Genomic DNA, 17,143 nt, shown 5'->3' on the forward strand with positions numbered 1-17,143 from the left:
AGACCCGATAAGTCCGACGCGCTCGCAGCCACCCCAACCACCCCCGGAACCCACTGCCAACCAGCCTACGCCCACGACAAAAGCAACGGCATTGCGACTAGAGCGTGTCTCCCAGATTGAGCTGGGAGTTCGTCAGGAGTGGCCGGACCCAGTCCGTTGCTGGGGGGCAACTTGCCCGGCAGGTCTCGGGAGGCCATGGCCCACTACATGAGGCCGGGTCGAGCCGGCCGACCATGCGTGTGATGGTTCGGTCGCACCAGTCGCACGCCACTGTCGCGTGGGCACCCGCGGCCTCAAGGATCCCGGCCGCGTCTTGGGCGGCTTCAACTCAGTCGGGTTCTGTGACCCTACGGGCGCACTGTCCAACAGAAGCTTGCTGTTCCACAGGCTGAGAGCGGTGACCGTCCGGATCGCACGGACCGTCTCCGTCTTCCGGTCTCCTGCCTCCGTCAGCAGAACACGGCATCCTGGTCTTCCACACACCCTCCCCCGGCGGCCTCAGGCTGTCCAGTAAGTGAAGCTTCCCCGCAGCTGCTGAACTCCAGGGGCAAAGCGTCGAGAGACATAGCAGGCTATCGCCGGGCAGGCCGATGCGACCCGGCAGGGTGTTCCGGCTAGGCTCACACCCGTGACGTGGCTGCGGGCCTTCGGAGAGGTCGTGCGATCCGGGCTCACGATCGAGGAGACGCGGCTGGAGCCCCTGCTCGCACTGCGCACGGCCGCTGGGGTCGCGATCGTCGTCGGGCCGGCGCTGTGGCTCGTCTCCCCTGCGTATGCCGCGTCCGCCGCCCTCGGTGCCTACTCCGCGGGTGGGGCCACGTTCCAGCGCACCTGGCGTCCACGCAAGGTGATCGCGCTCGGCGCGGGCGCGGGTCTGGCGCTCAGCACCTTCGTAGGCTACCTGGCCGCGGGGCGACTCGTGACGTTCCTCCCACTGCTGGCCGTATGGGCCTTTGCCGCGGGAATGGCGTGGGCCGTCGGATCGACCGCAGGGATCGTCGCAGCGACGACCGTGGGCAGCATGCTGGTGACCATCACCCTGCCCACGAGCGTCGGGCGAGCCCTGGAGCACGCCGGGGTCATCGCACTCGGGGGCGTGACGCAGGCCGTGCTGATCTTGCTGTTCCCGATCCGGCGTTGGGGAGCACATCGTGACGCGCTCGCCGACGCCCTGGCCGCCGTGGCGGACCACGCCCGCCGGTTGCGGCACGACCCGACCGCCCCGTTCGACCCGGAGCCATTGATGACGGCCCGGGACGCGGCCGCCGTGACGCCATCACAAGCCCGCACCCGTCCCCCCGTCCTCCACGGCCCCCGAGGACTCGCCGAGCGCATTCTGCCGGTCGTCGCCGCGCTCGCCGACCCGCGCGTCGGCGCCCCGGCGGAGGGACCCGGGAGGGACCGCGCGCGAGAGTTGCTCGACGCGGCCGCCGACGTCCTGGATGCGGCCGCTCGTTCGATCCGCCGCGGCACTCCCGCCGAGGTGCGGCCCGGGAGCACGGACGTCCTGCGTGTCGACAAGGAGCACGAGGTGCTGGAGGGCCCCGCGCGGCAGGCCGCCGAGCGGCTCGTGGAACTGCTCGCCGAGGCGTTGGAGATCGCCGGGAGCGGCAGCGTCTCCCTGAGGACGCCCACGCCGGCCGGCTCGACGAACGCCCAGCTCCTGGTGCGCCCGACAATGTTCCGGCTGGTCCCGGTCGTCGTCCGGGCGGTCCGCCGTGAGCTCCGCCGGGACTCGCCCGTGTTCCGGCACGCCGTCCGCCTGGCGGCGGTGGCCACGCTCGGCTACCTGATCGCCGCCCGGCTACCCCTGGGCCACGGCTACTGGGCGCCCATCACCTCGGTGATGGTGATGCGGCCGGACTTCCACCGGACGTACGCGCGCGCGGTGGCCCGTCTAGCCGGGACCCTGGCAGGGGTCGCGCTCGCCACCGGGATGGTGCGGGCCCTGGGCCCGGACGCCCATGTGTTCGGCGCGCTGGCGGTGGTCTCGGCGGGCCTGTCGTACACGCTGAACCGTACCGGCTACGCCTACTCCCAGTGCTTCACTGCCGCGTACGTCGTCTTCCTGCTCGGCATGGGCGGCCAGGCATGGGAGCAGACGGTCCCGGAGCGGGTGATGCTCACCCTGCTCGGCGGGGCCCTGGCAATGCTGGCGTACGTGGTGTTCCCCGCATGGGAGACACCCCGGCTGCCGGGCCGGCTTGCGGACTGGCTCGCCGCCAACGGCCGCTACGCGGCCGCGGTGCTCCGCAGCTACGCCGAACCGACCCGGGAGCATCACGCCGACATGCGCAGGGCACTGCTGGCGAGCAGGAAGGCACGTGCCGCTTGGCAGGAGGCATACGACCAGGCAAGGCAGGAACCGGTCCGCCCCAGGGGTCTGACGTCGCGCGAGGCGCAGGAGGCGCAGGAAGCGCTCAAGGGGTTCGGCCGGGCGGCGATGCTCATGGAGAGCCACGTCCCGCGGGCCGACAGCCATTTCGTCCCCGAGGCGGAGCGGTTCGCCGAGGCCCTGGAGGCGGACACCGCGCAGGCGGCAGTCGACGTGCGCGAGCACAGGAATCCGGACTGGGGGCGCGTGGAGGAGGCGCTCCACGCGTGGGAGGACGCCGCCGCCGGGGACCGAAGCCCGGTGGTGCGGCGCGGGGCGGAACTGCAGAAGCAAGCCTTGGAGGACCTCGCGACGGCCGTGAGCCGCACACCCCTGGAACGGGACGTCGGCTCCGCTCGCGAGGAGCAGCGGATGCGGGCAGCCGTGGCGGCGGAAGGTGACGGATCAGGACCCGCGCACCGGGGTGGGTGACGACTCCGGCGACGGGAAGCGCCGCGCCTCCTGGAGCGGGAAGTAGTCTCCCGGCCGCGTCGAGCGCCGCCACACGTACGCCTCTGTCGCCATCACGAGGATCAGCCACGCCAGGATGAGCAGTTCGATCCCCTCGACGTTCCACCGGAAGGACTTCTCCGGCACGCCATCAACACCCACCAGCACAACCGCCCGACCACCGACCACGACTGCGCCGACATCTCGCAGGTGGTGCCGACCCGCTACCCGCGCACCGACATCCTGTGGGGTCCCCCGGACTACACGCACCAGACCCGGGCCAGCGGCAGTAGCGCGGCCACAGGGAATTCAGCAGCGGCCTGTTCTCCACCGACGGCACCGACGAGGCAGCCATCCGCTCCCGAGCCACCATGCACGACGCCCTCGGCAAAAGGGCATGGACGCGCCGGCACATCCTCGAGCAGGCGGCGCAGCGCGGCCGACGAGGCGGGTACGCACACCGCCCTCTCTGATGCTCACGCCTTCCTGTATCAGGTCGAGAAATCTCTGCTTGACCTCGGGGGGCACCCTTCTGCCGTTCGGGCGCCCCCGGCTGTGCTTCTGCCCTTCATCGCCTACCCGGGGGGGTCGGGTGTTGCGACGATCAGTAGAACCCAAGAACCGGGCGGGGCTCCCCCCGTTGAGGGGGCAACTGCTCTGCGCGGCGACGCCACCAGAACCCTCGCGGTGATCTGCTTCAAGCGCAACCGGCGCCCCGAGCACCTGCGCCACCCGGATCCCGTGTGTATGGTCGGCCGGACGCTGTACTTCGATCAGCAGGCTGTGGAGAGCTTTTGGGCGGCCTGGCGGCAGGATGTCGGTACCGCGTCCCTCGGGTCGGGCCGGCGCCCGGGAGGCGGGCAAGGGCCCGCGGAGGCGGCCTCGGACGCGAACAACGCGAACTGTCCGTGGAGATGGCGCTGGACGCACTGCGCCGGATCGGCGGACACCGTCACGGCCTGGCCGCCGAAATCGCGCGTGAGCACGGCGGCATCGCCCGCAGCTGGCAGCGCGCCGTGAACGAGGCGCGTGAACGGTTCGAGCAGGAGCGCGGTGCGGGATTAGCATGACCGCCATGGGTGGCTGGCGCAGCGGCTGCCCGCCATTGGTCAATCGGTGTCGCCGTCCCTGTGGCCGCTGCTCGTCCTCGCCGTCCCACCTCTCTCCTCATTCTTCTTCAACCGGCCTGGGAAAAGCGGCTCCAGAGGGGATGTCAGCACCCCGACCACAGGCGGCAACCTGTGGTGAACTGCGCGGATGCCAGCACCGGCCTCCGTTCTCGCGCAAGAGATGCCGCAAGAGATGTCGCAAGAGAACACGCAAGAGATGTCGTGATTCGCAGGACCGGATCCCGAGGGACTGGTTACCCACCTGGCCCGGGGCCGCAGAGAACTCGTAGGGTGGCGACGGTTCCTGGGCAGCATGCTGGAGCAGCAGGGGACGGCCACCAGCCATCGGGGGGCAGGATTGGGCAACCGCGGGGACATGTATTTCCCAGTCATCATCAACGGTCTGGACTACCTGCACAGCTCGGTCAGCTCCCTGGTCGGTGAGCCGAAGGGCCGCGCGCTGAAGTACGCGGTGCTGCACCTGCAGTTCGCGGCCGAGACCCTGTTCAAGGCTCGTCTGGAACTGCACGACGCGGCCCTGGTCTGGGTGAAGCGGGAGAAGTTCGACGAGCGGTTGCACCGCCTGGGCGACTTCAAGAGCGTCGGTACAAAGGACGCCCTCGAGCGGCTGCGTGACGAGGGCGGATCGCGAACCCGATCGCCCCAGACGACGGTTCCCTCAAGGCCCTGGTCGATCTGCGCAACCGTCTAACCCACTTAGGCGCCACTGACACGGCCGTCGCCGTGGAGGCGCGATCGCCAGCATCGAGAGTCATCGCCAGCTTGTCTACGATCGCATCAGATCCGCTGCGGCAGCCGGAGTCGGACGCCGGGCCGCTTCCTTCCCTTGTTCCCGTAGGCATCGCCGTGGTCGGCGCACGATGACCAGCCGCCGCACCCGGGCGGAAAGCCCGTCGAGCAGCCGGCCCAGATGAGCGTCATCGCAGGCGAGGGCAGCAGCCTGTGAGGTGCTGCTGTCCCTGTTGTTGCCGAGGGAATGGGCGCCTTGCCGTCCCAGTGCGCTACGGCAGCCGTGGGTCACTCGGCCGCTCAGGGCCGGATCCCTCCCATGCCTGGGACACCAGCAGCAAGTGGTGGGCGCAACGGCAGCCCTTGTTGAACCTCGAGCTCGACGCAGGTCTCTACCAGCCGTGCACGGAGAACGGTTCGTCCTTGAGGTAGTGCACGATGCCCAGCGCGTTGTACGGGACGGTGTTCTCCGGAAGGTGATCACTGGGATGCCAGGACAGGCCCGCGCATTTGTGGGGTTCCATGTTGCGGGGCTCACCCTTCCAGTGGCGGGCGGCGAAGAACCAGCCGATGCGGGGCTCGCCCTCGGGATTGCGGAAATGCATGACGTGCACGATTCGTAGTGCGTCCCGTTCGACAATGACGCCGGTCTCCTCCAGGCCCTCCCGGATCACGGCATCGAAGACGTCCTCGCCCTCGTCGAGCTTCCCTGAGGGCAGGTTGAGCAGGCCGTCGGCGTAGCCGGTGCCCTGCCGCTCGGCAAGGCACACGGTGCCGTTGCGCTCCAGGATGAGCATCACGTCGTTCACGGGCTGTTGGGGCACGGTGCTTTGTCCTCCGACCGGTGGGCCCTTTCCGGCAGGGGACTCTAGCCGGGCAGATGGCCAACAGCCCCACGTCTCCAACGCGTTCCATGGTCCACTGGACACGCTCAGAAACGGTCAGGCCCGTGGGCAACTCCAGCATCGGTACGCCCGTGGCGCGGCACTCTTCGTGGATGGCGGTGTCGGATGCGTCCTGGATGCCGAGGACCTTTGCGCGCATGAGGTCGCCGCCGGCCTTCTGGTCGTAGCGGTCCCGGCAATACACGATCAGGTCGTAGGCCTGGGGCATCCAGGCGCGGCACAGCGCATCCGCTGCGGCGAGGACGGCCACGGTGCCCGGTTCGGTCGGGTCGAGAAGCCCGCAGGTAGGTTGTCAGCCGTTCGCAGTACGGGGATCTTCAAGGAGAAGGGCCAGAGGCCCCGCGGGGGCAGGGGCGTTTCAAAGTCCTGGTGATCACATGAGTCCGCAGGCCAGAGCGGTTTGGAGGCGCCGGCGTGCCGGTTGGCGTCGCGCGCGCCGTAGTGGGCAGCGGCCAGGATCTGCTCTACGCCTTCCAGGGTCATCCCGGCCTCCCGACGCCGGACGCGGTTGTGGACCTCGCCGAGCAGCCCGTGCTCCTGGCTGTCGTGCTCGTGCGTCATCGCCTTCGTCGTGGTCGGCGGGGTGCTGGCGAGGGCGGCGCGCCGACCTGTTCGGGAGTGTGGCCGGCGGCCAGCAGGAGTTGGGTCAGCAGGTTGTAGCCGCTGCCGCGCATCCGGGCTCTCCTTCGCGAAGTGGGGCGGGGCGGACCGTGTCGCGGGCCGCCCCGTGGGCGGTGGTGTTACCGGTCGGCGGTGCAGTCGTGGCCGGTCTCGACCCGGTCGCTGTCAGCGAAGTCGCTCTTCAGGGCCCTGCCGCAGGTGCACTCGGCGCGGCCCTCCACGGAATCGTCCATCACCGAGGGGAAGTCGGACTCCAGGCCCTGCCCGCGGTCTATGTCAGCGTCCCGCCGGCGGCAGCGCCCAAGATGCTCGCGGGATTGGTTGGCGGGCCGCGATGGTGGGCGGCAAGCCGTCGCGGTCAGGGCCTGGGGTCGGGAATCTCGTCGGGCGTGTAGTTCGGCAGGTTGCGGACGGGCACGATGGCCAGCGCGCTGATCGAGGCCGGGACCAGCAGACCGATCTTGAGGGCGCGCAGGCGCGCGTCGGAGTTGATCCGGACGGCTTCGTCGACCTGTTCGGGGGCGGCGGCGGTGTCGGCGAGGGTGTCGTGGAGGGCGTTGTTGCTGACGAAGTTGGTGTTCTTCAGGCCGGACTCGCGATGCAGGTTCTCGGGCAGAGCCGAGCCGCTCAGGGCGTTGGCGACGATCATGCCGAGCACCCCGACCAGCATCGCGCCGGCCAGCGCCGTGCCCACGGCCGAGGCGAGGTTCTGGGTGGTCCCGCGCAGCGAGCCGACGTCGCCAGCCAGCTCCTTGGGGGACGCGGTGACGAGCACGTTGAACAGGAGGGTCACCAGCGCGCCCTGGCCGGCGCCGAAGACGATCAGGCCGATGATTGTCGGGAAGGTCTCCCAGTTGTTGGTGACGACGAAGGCGAGCCAGACCAGAGCTGTGGTGGTGAGCAGGAACGAGATGCGGGCGATGGTGCGCGAGGAGTATCGGTTGTAGAGCCGCACGACGAGCATCGCGGCGAAGAAGACCGTGAGGTTGAACGGGATCATCGCGAACGAGGTGGTCAGCGGGGTGTTGCCCTGCACGATCTGGATGTAGAGGGGGACGGTGAAGTTCAGTGCCGCTTCGAGGGCGACCACGATGAACAGGGCGTAGACGGCGGATCGTTCGCTTTTGGAGCCGATGACGGACAGGCTGATCAGCGGGGTCGCGCCGATGCGGCCCTGGCGCCGGGTCCAGACGAAGAACAGCTGCCCGAGCATGACCCCGACGACCAGCAGCACGATCGCGGGGGACATGCCCAGGACGGAGAAAGGGGCCTCGGGGCTCGCCACGAGCGCGCCCCAGGCATTGAAGTTGTTGAAGCCGATGGTCAGGGCGACGATGGCGCCGCCGATGAGGACCGCGCCGACGACGTCGATGCGCACCGTGCGGTCGGCGTTGTCCGAGCGCAGTCTGAAGCTGAGCGCGAAGACGACTGCGGCCAGTCCGGTCAGGATCATCCACACCGGGCGCCAGCCGACGTACGTGCCCAGCAGGCCGCCCAGCAGGAACGCGGTGACGCCGGAGGCGGCGCGGGCGGAGCCGAGGGAGCCCACCGCGGTCGCCTGCTGCGAGCCGTGGTAATTCTCGGCGATCAGCGCGACCAGCGCCGGGACGATGATCGCGGCCGCTGCCCCGGCGATCCCCTGCGCGGTGATCATCACCCAGGAGCTCGGGGCGAGGAACATCAGCACCATCGCGCCGGCGAACACGACGATGACGATCCGGAAGACCAGGACCCAGCCGAACTTCTGCCCCAGTTTGGCGCCGGTCATCACCAGCGCGGCCACCACCAGTCCGTAGGTCACGATGCCGGTGCTGATCGTGGGGAGACGTCGAAGGATTCGACCATGCCGCTGAGCGAGATGGGCAGGGCACTGACGTTGATCGACATCAGGACCTGGGCCAGCGCGATGGCGACCAGAGGCGCCCAGGAGTTCTTCGTCTCCGCGGAGGGATCAAAGATGGAGGGCGAGGATGCCATGGTTCAGGACCCCGTTCTCGGGTGCGAGGTGGAGGCGAAGAGGTTGAGGCCGAGCGCACCGGACAGGTGGTGAGTGGCACGCTGGCCGCGGACGCTGTTGCCGGCGCCGTCCAGTCGGGGGGAGAACACGGCGATGCCCGCCTTGCCAGGCGCGACAGTGAGGATCCCGCCGGACACCCCGCTCTTACCGGGCATGCCGATCTCGTACAGCCAGTCGCCGCTGCGCTCGTACAGGCCCGCCGTCGTGAGGGCTGCGAGCGCGTCGCGGCACACCGTGGCGTCCACGACATGCTCCCCGGTCAGGGGGTTGACGCCCCCGTCCGCCAGCGTGGCCCCCATCAGCGCGAGATCGCGTGTGCTCACGGCGAGCGAGCACTGCCGGGTGTAGACGTCCGTGATCTCGATCGGGTCGCCGTCGATCACGCCGTAGCTGTCCAGGAGGCGGGCGATGGATTCGTTGCGCTGGTTCGAGGCGGCCTCGGAGGCGTACACCCGCTCGTCCAGGTGCAGCTCGCGGCCGGCGAAACGGGACAGTCCCTGCCGGACGAACTCCCAGCGTTCCTCCCGGTCGCGGCCTGGCACCAGGGCGGTGGTGGCGATCGCGCCCGCGTTGACCATGGGATTCATCGGGCTGCCGTGGTTGAGCTCGATTGCCAGGATCGAGTTGAACGGCAAGCCGGTGGCGTTGACACCGACGCGGCGGCGCACCATCTCGTGGCCGAGTGCCTGGTCGACCAGGGCGAAGACGAAGGCTTTCGAGATCGACTGGATCGAGAAGCAGTGGTCCGCGTCGCCGACGGCGTGGACGCCGCCCGCCACGTCGGCCACCGCGATGGCGAACAGGTCCGGGTCAGCCTCGGCGAGCACCGGAATGTAGTCGGCCACGCTTCCGCCGCCGTCGCCGAGGAACCGGCGGTGCGCCGCGCTCAGGACCCCCTCCACCGTCGCCGCGCCCGGCAGTCTTCCGGTGGACACCGCCGCCTGCTCGGCCGTGTCACTGACGGCATCGCGCGGATCATGGATCACGCTTTCCATCACTGCCCCCGCTCTCGTGACGCGCGCGGTCGGGGCCGCATCCGATGGTCCCTGCCTCGACCGCCTTCCGCCGAGGGCAGTTGGAATGAATCATCTCTAAAACGAACAAATATCTACTAAAGGAATCTATCGGATACAAGGCCTTATCGTGCGCACAGAGCATGGATCCGGCATGTCGGGGTGAGACAGCGGCGCAGAGCAGCCCCTGCTTCCGCGCGCGACCACTCACCGGGGCTGACCATCGCTGTGGTGGTATCCGCCGCGAGGGTCAGGGCAACCATGTCGGCACCGTGCCGCTGACCAAGATCGCCGCGCCACGACTGTTACCAAGGCGCTGTCACACGAGGTGCTTTGGAGGGTCCGGGTCTGCCCGTCTCGTACGCATCGAAGCTCCAGTTGAACGAGGTGACCTTGCCAAGTCGCCTTGAACCGCTGGAGCTTCGATGTGCCGTCAGTCTGCCACCGTCTGCCTCGTCAAGTCGCCCGCTCTGGAGGTTGTGGCGGGGCTCTCGCTGGCGGAGCGGCTGCGGGTGCTGCCCGATCCGCGTCGGCGGCGCGGTGTGCGCTACCCGTTCGTGGCGGTGCTGCTGGTTACCGCTTCGGCGGTGGTCGCCGGCGCGCGCTCTTATGCGGCGATCGGCCAGTGGTCTGCGAATGCTCTCTGGCGCGAGGAGCGACTCAAGCCGCATCGCAGCGGCACCTTCAGGATTTCCAAGGACCCCGCGTTCGCGGAGAAAGTCGCCGATGTGGTCGGGCTTTACCTCGCTCCGCCCGGTGGCGCGGTCGCGCTCTCGATGATCCAGGCACTGGACCGCACTCAGCCGGTCCTGCCGGTCGCCTTCGCGGCCACCGAGAAGCGCACCCACGACTACGTCCGGCACGGCACCACGAACCTGTTCGCCACCCTCAACGTCGGCACCGGCAAAGTCATCGGCGAGTGCAAGCCGAGCCGGAACGGACAGAACTTCCTGGCCTTTTTACAGAACTTCCTGGCCTTTTTGAAGAAGGCAGTGAAAGCCGCATGCGAGAAAGGAGATCCATGTCGTCCTGGACAACCTCTCCACCCACACCACGCCGGAGGTGAAGGCATAGCTGGCCAAGAACTCCCACGTCCACTTTCACTTCACCCCCGTCGGGTCTTCCTGGATCAATCAGATCGAGACCTGGTTCGGAAGCCTGACCAGGCAGTCGATCCGCCGCAGCACCTTCGCGAGCGTCAACGCCCTGATCACGCAGATCCACAACTACATCGACTCCTGGAACTCCGAGGCAAGGCCCTTCACTTGGACCGCGACCCGCCGGCGAGATCCTGGCGAAGGTGCGACTCGTCCAGACCAACATCAAGAAGCTCGTCGCGAACAACCCAAAGTGACGCAAACAGGATCACGAGACACTAGGGCTCAGTGAGACTCTTGGGATATGCGCCGTAAATTTAAGCAATTCGTCGCATGTCCATGGACGGCATGATGGAGGACTATCGATTCAACCAGGGTCATATCCGGGCGTTCTGGCCGTGCAGCAGGGGTGCACGCGGTCTGTGGCAGTGTGGCGATCCTAATACCGAAGGGCACAGGGTGTAAGGGACGCTGGTCCGACTATAGAAGGCACTGCAGGACTCCCGGCGGGCTTCGATCAAAGGGTCCCACCGATAGGCCAAGATGATCTAGCTCTTGTGGCGTTCATCAATAGCGGAAGTGATCTCGGCCTGACTGTCCATAGCGTCAGAGATGGCAACGTATTCGAGCTTGTCGCGGTGTCTGGCCGCACATCACTCTCGACCGAAACAGAGAATCAGGGGATCAATAGATTGATTACCGCTGTGGCATTTGGGGCTGACGCGACCGCAGCAATCGTCGGGCATCTGGAGGTTAGGGATGCCATAGGGATATCCCGGAAGCGTGCACCTCATATTCGCGCACAGACTGGGCTGGTTGACGCACTGGATTGCTGGACCGAGGAGGGGGCACGGGCATGAAGCTGGACGAGTTGATGGGCATCGTCATCGACGAGCTCTACGCCGGACTGACCGGCGGTGACGCCGAACTGCCGATCCCACAGAACACGATGATCAACTGGATGATGCCGTCGATGGTCTTGCACGAGTCCGAATTCGACTTCGCCGTTGCGGGCCCGTTCGCCGGGCCGTCGCCCTTGACCCTCCCCTTCTTCAAGACCCTGGTCGACACGATCAAGGGAGACACGCCGGGGATGGACCAGGCGCAGGCGGTCGCGGAGGCCAAAGCCATGTACCAAAGCCACCTTCTCGGCACGTGGGAGAACTGGTCGCGCATGGTCGACTTCATTCCACTGGACAGTCCGGACGGTGGGTCCCGATGGGAGCGTAAGCGCGATCCAGGTTCGAGGTATAAGCACACCCAGGTCGTCTACGCGCAGGCGGGACGGACGCTGTCGCAGACCTACGCGGACACGCTGAACAACTGCGAGGTCGCCGACGACCAGCTCTCCGAGAACGAACAGAAGATCATCGAACGGATGCGCGCGCTGCTGCAGGAGGAGGTCGAGGTCGAGAACTTCCTCACTGGCGCGAAGACCAAGGAGATCCGCCCGTCCAAGGCGACCCTTGCGTACGAGGAGTACCGGACGAAGTACGAGAACGCCGTCATCGACTACGCCGCCCGGCTGGCACGTTCGCAGACCGGCAGCGCCGCCGACCGGATCGAGTGGAACCGCAGCGGCGGCATCTACCGGGCACGGGCGAAGCAAGCCCTGCAGGATTGGGTGGGGCGGGGATTCAAGGACGACATCGAGACGGCCCAGGCGACCATCGACCACATTCTCGGCACCTCGATGCTGCTCTGGTGGAACCGGCTGAAGAGCGACGTCGTCGAGATCGACAACAATGTCAACGGCTCGTTCGGCTATCCGTTCTTCCCCGCGACCGTCGTGCCCGGCAGCTTCGCCCGCAACCCGAACTGGGCGGTCTACGAGGAGCAGCACGTCGAGTCACATACCAAGTCGACCAGTTCCACCCGACAGGGCAGCGCCACGGTCGGTTTCTCCCTCGGCCTCTTCAACGTGGGCGCGGCCGGCGGCGGCGGGCGCGAAGACTTCGAGGTCGACATGACCGGTAAGTCATTCGGCATCAAGTTCGACTACACCCAGGTGCAGATCGTACGGCCGGCCTTCAACGCGAACTGGTTCTGGGCACGTGGATGGCGGCCCAAGCCCGGCTTCGAACTGCTCGGCTACCCGCCGTTGCACTCCAACGGCGCGGAGCATCCGGCGGGCGCGATGATCGCCTACCCGACCGCGGCGCTGTTCGTCCGGAACCTGACCGTCCACAGCCGCGAGGTCGCCGCGCATGTCAAGCAGCACGCCGACCACATCGAAGGCGGCGGGTTCGTCGGCATCGGGCCGTTCTGCATCGGTGGCAAGTACGGGCAGACGAACAACTCGAGCGAGCAGTCGTTCACGTTCGACGGTTCCTCGGTGACAATGAACGGCATCCAGCTGATGGCATTCCTCAGTACCAAGATTCCGAAGGCCGCCGACCCGTCGCCTGACATCAAGAAGTGGGTCGGCGAGTGACGTGGAACCGCTCGGTGTGCACGTGGCCCTCGCGGCATGGATAGACCAGCGGCGGTCGTACGACGGCTTCGCCGTGGTCCCGGCTTCACCGGTGCAGTTCACGCCGACCGCGGTCCTGCCGCTCCTCGCCACCCTCGACGCGAGCCGCGAGGCGGAACTCGTGCGGATGGCGAACCTGGTCCCCCGCAAAGGGGCGGTTGCCGAGCCGTTCGGGCCGGGTGCGCCGCTGTGGGAGCAGATGTCGGCGGTGCTCGACCGGATGGCCTTCGCCCGCCGGGCGCTGACCGACGCGGAAGCCAACGAACTCGACGCCGCCCGCCGGGTTCTGTACGTCACCGACAAGGACGGGCTGCACACCTCCGCGCAGTACAACGCGTACCTGGAGATGAGCTCGGTGGTCCAGTCGTTGCAGGACGCCGGGGCCGCTGTGGAGGTGCAGCAGGCCGCGCTCGGCGACTGGCTGGTGCTCGGCTTCAAGAACGAGGTGGAGCACGCGCTCGCCGATCTGACCCGGCTGGCCTCGCGGTCCTCGGTCGTCGAGGCGATGTCGTGCCGGGCACAGCTCGACGAGACCGCGCTGCTCAGCGCCGGGGAGATCAGTTACGCCCCCACCTCCTTCTATCCGCTGTCCGCGGCGAACTGCGCCACCTGGACCATCGCCGAGGCCACGTTCGCCGAACTCGCTGATTGCGCGGCGAAGGCCTTCCCCGGGGCGCCGGTCATGGTTGCCTCGGCCAGCGCCGCCAAGTGCCGCTTCGCCTACACCATGATCGAGACCCTGCGGCCATGGCCATTCGCCCAGTTACTCAAGCGCGACGACTGGCGGCTGCCCGGCGGCGAACTCGTCTCCGGCGGCGACGGGATCAACGGCTCGATCCCGGCATACGTCCAGACGGTCTACGCCGCGACCATCATCGGCCTGACGGCCGCGCCGCCACCGCGACCCCGCTGGCAGCTAGGACCGTTCCCACCCTTCAAGCCGCCGTTCCACGGCAGCCCGCTCCGCGTCGTCTCGCCGGCCCGGACCGCCGTGCTCGGTGCGGGCAACTCCGGCGGGGTGGTCGCCGGGCGGACCGCGCAGCTCGTACCGGCCGGGAGCGCGGCCTTCGGCGGGATCTCCATGCGGCACCGGGACCCGGCCCTGGTCCAGCGGTTCCAGATACCCCTGGACCGCTCGGAATGGCTGGCCCGGCTCGCCATCGCGCGGACCGTCGACGGGGGCACGCTCACCCCCGAACCGACACCTGCCGAACCCGGCGTGGCAGACCTCGCTGCCGGGGCCGGCGTGGTCGGTTTCGGCTGCGTAACCGTGCCGGTCTCGCCCCGGCCCAACGACCAGTATCAATGGCAATGAAAGGTGGAGGACCGTGTTGACTGCAGGACGATTCACGCGTCGTACGACCGCAAGCACCCGTGAGCGGCTCGAGGCTGCAATGTCGAACGTCCGACCCATCGGCCTGCGTGAGACACACCGCGGCGCTGTCCGCGCGATCCAGAGCGCGCTGGCCGACCTCAGCGACGCATACCTGTTGCAGGCCCAGGTGGACGGCATGTTCGGCCCCCGAACCGCGACCGCCGTCGAAACCTTCCAGCGCGACTACGGTCTGTACGCCGACGGTTTCGCCGGCAAGCAGACGATGACCCAGCTCGACACGATCTTCTCCGGTGACGTCGTGCGGACACCGTCCGGAATGAGCCTGCATGTCGGCGTGAACAAACTGGACCCGGCCCACTACGGCGACACGGTCGCTGTGCTGGCATCCTGCGTCAACGACGCCAAGGCCATGCAGCGCATGGCCGAGAACCTCGGCTACAGCGGGTCCGTGCTCGCCGACGAAGATGCGACTGTCGTCAACGTCACCGCGGCGATCCGCACGGCCACCGAGGCGTTGTTCAAGGGCGACGCGTTCCTCTTGTCCTTCTCCGGCCACGGCGGCCAGATCCCGAACAGCGGCACCGACGACGAGCCCGACGGCATGGACGAAACCCTCTGCCTCTACGACCGGATGCTCGTCGACGACGAACTGCACCTGCTGCTAGGCGAGTTCCGCGCCGGGGTGCGAGTGTTCCTGGTCTTCGACAGCTGCCACAGCGCCACCGCAGCCAAGGCGAAGGATCAGATCACCATCGGCCGCAAAGCGATCAAGGACGTCCGGGTCAAAGATCTCGGCAGTTCCTTCAAGCAACTGGAAGTCGCGCTCGCCACGGTGCCGGTCTCCCGGCAACAGGTCGGCAGCGACGAGGTGCCCGCGGCCCGCAGTGCCGAGCCGCTGACCGACGAACAGCTCAGCAAGGCGTTCGCCGACGAGCTCGACCCGGACGAGTTGCGGCCGACCGAGCCGGCGGAACTCAGCATCCAGTCGAAGGAGATCATCCAACTGTTCGCCGACCTCGAGGCGGACGCCGCGCAGGCGCCGGGCAAGCTGCTGCAGCCCTGGGAGACGCCGTACAAGGGCGTCAACCGTGCCATGTACGACGGCGTGCGCAACCTCGTCGGCCCGAAGGAAATGACGGTCGTCGAAGCGAAGGTGGTCAGCTTCGCGGCCTGCCTCGACGCGCAGACGACCCTCGCTGGCAACATTCTCAGCGAGTTCACCTCGCACCTGGTCACGGTGTGGGGTGACGGCAACTACTCGGGCGACGGCGAACAGCTCATCGCCCGGCTCAAGCAGCTCGGCAGCCAGAACGGCGCGATCCCCACCTTGATGACGTACGGTGCCGGCGGATCTGCGGTCGCCTACGAACGCCCGTTCACGATCTGAGCCGACCATGAGTCTCGCGTCGCTTGCGCGAGGACTGCACTCTACGGCTCATGGGCACGCCGGGCGCCTCACCCCAGACGGCGGCCAGGACCGCCGCGACGGCTGCGGCGAAGGCCGCTGGGGCCGGGGCGAGCGAGGATTAGGCCACGCGCGCGGGCTGGGAAGCGGCTCGGAAGGAAAACGGTACGAGTGTGGCCGGTACCGTGCTGTCCCAGCTCGCGAAGTACGTTCCGACCGAGACGATCTCGGTATACCTGGCGGTCCTGGCCGCATTGGGCAGCACGACTGCCCCGAGCGGCAAACAGGTCTGCGACGCCAGCTTCGTGTCGCGCTGGATTTGGCTGGGCGTTCTCGCCGTGGCGACGGCACTGCTGGCGATCGGTCTCGCGTATCGCAGCCAGCGGCAGATGGCAACCGACCAGAGCTTCACGTTCAAATGCCCGATCGTGTAGCCGGTCGCCGCAGTCGCGGCCTTCCTGGCGTGGGCGCTCTCGCTGCCCACGACCCCGCTGAAAGACATGTGCGGCTACCCGGAACCTCCTTGCAGGGCGATGTCTTCATCGACGGCAATCGCGTCGGCACGACCGGAGTCGCGTTCGACCACACCTTCAGAGTCAAGCGCATACGCATCCCAGGAACTAAGCCCCCTGAATGGGAGAGAGTCTTCCCGAGGCAGCGTCCGGGTCCTGGGCTACCCGGATGCTGACATCGACTTCGGCTTCCCCGACTCGTAAAGCCGTGCGGGCTGTCCTCGACTTCCACCGCAGACTGCTGGCCTGACTCCCTTCCAGCCGCAGAGGCGGGCCAGGAGGGATAGGGAGGTCGTGGAAGGAGTGGGAATACAGCCGACGACATCCCGACCGACTCCTACGAGAAGGCGACCGCGGCCGTGCAGGCCGCGTATGGACACAGCGACGCCCCCTGCCCCGGGGGGATCAGCCCGCCAGACGCTCCCGCCCAAGTGAGTCGGCCAGCCCCGGGAACCTGAGTGGTAGGACGTACGGCCCGGGAACGGCTCCATCAGGTCTTGGCCCGGACTCCTAGAACTTTACCTACGGCTCCGAGACGGATGAGGCCATTCCCGAGATCCAACTCCTCCTTGGAGAAGCCGTAGACGTGCATGGCTTTGAAGCTTTCCTCCACTCTGCGAAATGCATCAAGGAGTTCTGGCTCATGTTTTTCACGGTTCAGTTCGATGGCTCGGTACAGCAGTGCCCGCGCACGATCCGAACCTTCGAGAACGCAAGCCTGCATGACTGCGGTGATGACGAGGTCCCGGTCTGCATCGGGGCTTGTCGCGGAGGTCTCCCATGCCCCGAACCGTCTGGGCCGGCGCCATCTCCTTCGGCCTGGTCACCGTGCCGATCCACGTGGTCAACGCCCGGGAGGACCACTCCATCCACTTCCACCAGGTCCACCTGGAGGACATGGGCCGGGTACGGAACCGCAAGATCTGCGAGATCGAGGACCGCGAGGTAGCACAGTCCGAGATCGGCAAGGGCTACCAGTGGGGCATGGACACGATCATCCCGGTCCTCGACGAGGAACTGCGGGAGATACCGCTGCCCACAGCGAAAGCCATCGAGATCGAAGCCTTCGTGCCCCTGGACT

Annotated in this window: 15 protein-coding genes; 9 read left to right on the forward strand and 6 right to left on the reverse strand. The window is 67.6% G+C overall.

Translation table 11 applies throughout. From position 1 onward, the window contains the following. Nucleotides 1-628 precede the first annotated feature (628 nt). Nucleotides 629-2,806, forward strand: a complete 2,178-nt coding sequence (locus ACWD68_RS40185; protein ID WP_451811417.1) for an FUSC family protein — start codon at nt 629-631, stop codon at nt 2,804-2,806. Here ACWD68_RS40185 and ACWD68_RS40190 read toward each other — a convergent pair. Beyond that, on the reverse strand, nt 2,780-2,971 hold the full coding sequence (locus tag ACWD68_RS40190) for a hypothetical protein (RefSeq protein ID WP_451811418.1): 192 nt from the start codon (nt 2,969-2,971) through the stop codon (nt 2,780-2,782). The two genes, ACWD68_RS40185 and ACWD68_RS40190, sit on opposite strands and share 27 nt — an antisense overlap. A 767-nt stretch (nt 2,972-3,738) precedes the next feature. On the opposite strand from ACWD68_RS40190, the gene ACWD68_RS40195 reads away from it, so the two are divergent. Next, nucleotides 3,739-3,894, forward strand: a complete 156-nt coding sequence (locus tag ACWD68_RS40195) for a hypothetical protein (protein ID WP_451811419.1) — start codon at nt 3,739-3,741, stop codon at nt 3,892-3,894. A 415-nt stretch (nt 3,895-4,309) separates the two neighbouring features. Further along, nucleotides 4,310-4,645 (forward strand): hypothetical protein, encoded by a 336-nt coding sequence (locus tag ACWD68_RS40200; protein ID WP_451811420.1) that lies wholly within the window; start codon nt 4,310-4,312, stop codon nt 4,643-4,645. Nucleotides 4,646-5,075: 430 nt separating this feature from the next. Here ACWD68_RS40200 and ACWD68_RS40205 read toward each other — a convergent pair whose 3' ends face one another. The 4 genes from ACWD68_RS40205 to glsA all read right to left on the reverse strand — a co-directional run bounded on the left by ACWD68_RS40205 (nt 5,076) and on the right by glsA (nt 9,221). Continuing rightward, a complete protein-coding gene (locus ACWD68_RS40205) occupies nt 5,076-5,507 on the reverse strand; it encodes an NUDIX hydrolase (RefSeq protein WP_451811421.1) in 432 nt (143 codons plus the stop codon). A gap of 1,060 nt (nt 5,508-6,567) precedes the next feature. After that, the gene (locus ACWD68_RS40210) at nt 6,568-8,010 is read right to left on the reverse strand and encodes an MFS transporter (protein WP_451811422.1); all 1,443 of its coding nucleotides are present in this window, start codon (nt 8,008-8,010) and stop codon (nt 6,568-6,570) included. Continuing rightward, entirely contained in the window at nt 8,007-8,186 is a 180-nt protein-coding gene (locus ACWD68_RS40215) for a hypothetical protein (RefSeq protein ID WP_451811423.1), read from the reverse strand. Before ACWD68_RS40215 ends, ACWD68_RS40210 begins: the two co-directional genes overlap by 4 nt. Nucleotides 8,187-8,189: 3 nt before the next feature. Beyond that, nucleotides 8,190-9,221 (reverse strand): glutaminase A, encoded by a 1,032-nt coding sequence (glsA, locus tag ACWD68_RS40220; RefSeq protein ID WP_451811424.1) that lies wholly within the window; start codon nt 9,219-9,221, stop codon nt 8,190-8,192. 443 nt (nt 9,222-9,664) lie between these two features. On the opposite strand from glsA, the gene ACWD68_RS40225 reads away from it, so the two are divergent. The 5 genes from ACWD68_RS40225 to ACWD68_RS40245 all read left to right on the forward strand — a co-directional run bounded on the left by ACWD68_RS40225 (nt 9,665) and on the right by ACWD68_RS40245 (nt 15,984). Beyond that, on the forward strand, nt 9,665-10,618 hold the full coding sequence (locus ACWD68_RS40225; protein WP_451811425.1) for a transposase family protein: 954 nt from the start codon (nt 9,665-9,667) through the stop codon (nt 10,616-10,618). 574 nt (nt 10,619-11,192) lie between these two features. Further along, nucleotides 11,193-12,770: a hypothetical protein gene (locus tag ACWD68_RS40230; RefSeq protein ID WP_451811426.1), complete on the forward strand. Its 1,578-nt coding sequence runs from the start codon at nt 11,193-11,195 to the stop codon at nt 12,768-12,770. A gap of 1 nt (nt 12,771) precedes the next feature. Beyond that, entirely contained in the window at nt 12,772-14,124 is a 1,353-nt protein-coding gene (locus ACWD68_RS40235; RefSeq protein WP_451811427.1) for a hypothetical protein, read from the forward strand. Nucleotides 14,125-14,203: 79 nt separating this feature from the next. Further along, nucleotides 14,204-15,532 carry a caspase family protein gene (locus ACWD68_RS40240; protein ID WP_451811428.1) on the forward strand — a complete coding sequence of 443 codons (1,329 nt, stop codon included), beginning with the start codon at nt 14,204-14,206 and terminating at the stop codon, nt 15,530-15,532. Between the two features lie 191 nt (nt 15,533-15,723). Then, the gene (locus ACWD68_RS40245) at nt 15,724-15,984 is read left to right on the forward strand and encodes a hypothetical protein (RefSeq protein ID WP_451811429.1); all 261 of its coding nucleotides are present in this window, start codon (nt 15,724-15,726) and stop codon (nt 15,982-15,984) included. Between the two features lie 568 nt (nt 15,985-16,552). Here ACWD68_RS40245 and ACWD68_RS40250 read toward each other — a convergent pair. Further along, a complete protein-coding gene (locus ACWD68_RS40250; RefSeq protein ID WP_451811430.1) occupies nt 16,553-16,786 on the reverse strand; it encodes a hypothetical protein in 234 nt (77 codons plus the stop codon). Nucleotides 16,787-16,842: 56 nt separating this feature from the next. On the opposite strand from ACWD68_RS40250, the gene ACWD68_RS40255 reads away from it, so the two are divergent. Continuing rightward, nucleotides 16,843-17,143, forward strand: a 301-nt coding sequence (locus ACWD68_RS40255; protein ID WP_451811431.1) for a Ku protein, incomplete at its 3' end; no start/stop codon positions are given.

The sequence above is a fragment of the Streptomyces sp. NPDC005141 genome, assembly GCF_053599975.1.